Source organism: Methanobrevibacter sp. (genome assembly GCF_045541095.1).
Lineage (GTDB): Archaea > Methanobacteriota > Methanobacteria > Methanobacteriales > Methanobacteriaceae > Methanocatella.
In genome coordinates, this window is sequence record NZ_JAZQIJ010000037.1 from 1 (window position 1) to 1,697 (window position 1,697).

Sequence of the window (1,697 nt, forward strand, 5' to 3'; positions counted from 1 at the left end):
TTTTTCTCAGCTTCAAGTCTTGTTTTTTCAGCAAGTTTTTTCTCTTCTTCAGACCTGCGCCTTTCCTCTTCACGTGACTTGTTGATTGATTTTTCAACATTTTCAAGGAGTTTCTTACGTCCCAAATCCCTGTTTCTGTACCAATCGGTTGACCACAAGTGATAGAGCTTCCAGCCTAAACCTGTCAATACCTGTTCACGAAGTCTGTCCCTGTCACGGGCCACTTTGCTTGAAGAGTACATTTTTCCGTCGGTTGTGATTCCTAAAATGTATTTTCCAGGATTTTCATCATCGACAATAGCTAAATCAACCCTGAATCCAGCACATCCGATTTGTCTGTCAACAGTGTAACCGTTTTCCTCCAAGAAGCTTGCGATTGCATCTTCAAACGGCTCTTTTGTGTATGTATCCGCACCCTGAGTTCCAAGAGTCAGGTTTTCAGCATACTCAAGGAATTCTTTCAGGGATTTTACACCGTATGGAGGGTTTGCGGTCAGGTTCATGTCATAAGCCTTAAAGTTTGAAAATACTACACATTTTTCTCTTGCACGTGTAATCAATACGTTTAATCTTCTTTCCCCACCGTCCTGGTTAAGAGGACCGAAGTTCAATGACATTTTTCCATCCTGGTCAAAACCGTATCCTACACTGATTAGAATAACGTCCCTTTCGTCCCCCTGAATTGTTTCAAGGTTTTTGACGAAGAATCTTTCTTCCTTATTGTCTGAGAATAACGGTTCGAATTCAGGTCTTTCCTTACGTTTTACTTCCAATGCTTCCAGAATTGCATTTTTTTGTGCTACGGAAAATGTTCCGACACCCAAACTTTTTGTATCTCCGTATTTTTCGAAGTGATTGAATATCTCTTCCACCACATCTTCAGCTTCAAGAGGGTTTTTGGATGATGCTCCTCTTAAGTATTGAGTATTAGGATTGTAATGGAACTTCAATCCAAGTTCAGGGTCTGAATGTGACGGGGACGGATAAACCAACAGATCATTGTCATAAAATTCACGGTTTGATACTGTAATCAATGATTCATGGCGTGAACGGTAGTGCCATTTAAGCATTTTTACAGGGAAAGAGAGTTTACATAAATGAAGGATACTTTCCATATCCAGTGATGTCGCTTCCTCCTCATCGCTTTCGGCATCGGACATCTGGTCGAAAAATGAAGTTGGAGGCAATTGCTGGGTATCTCCCATAACAACAGCTGTTTTTCCTCTCATGAATGCACCAAGTGCATCTTCAGGTTTTACCTGACTTGCCTCGTCGAAAATAACGACATCAAATTGCAGTTCTTCATTTGTCGGGTCCAGGTACTGTGCAATGGACAGAGGAGACATCATGAAACATGGCTTGATTTGCTTAATCATTCCACCGGCTTTTTCAAGGAGTTTTCTAACCGGCATGTGCCCGCTTTTACGTGTGAACTCACCGGCCAATATTTTTGCCTGAGGATTTTCTGTTCCGCCGAATATCTTTGGAATGTTGCTGTTCAGCTTATGGAAAATTCTCTTACGGTTAAGTGTTAAAATCTTCTTGTCCAAGTCCTTGAATTCACGGATTCTGTTCTCGTGAAGTTCACCGACAAATGTTGCAAGTTCATGGTTTTTAACGAATAATATATTTAAGAGTGAATCTGCAAAGTTTCCGTCAACCAATGCTTCAATATCCTCTTTTTTGATGTTTCTTTT

The 1,697-nt window shown here is 40.7% G+C and carries 1 protein-coding gene; it reads right to left on the reverse strand.

Annotated elements, in window-relative coordinates; translation table 11 throughout:
• Positions 1–1,697: AAA domain-containing protein (locus ACKI2P_RS01725; protein ID WP_407374523.1), on the reverse strand; the 1,697-nt coding region annotated here is incomplete at both ends.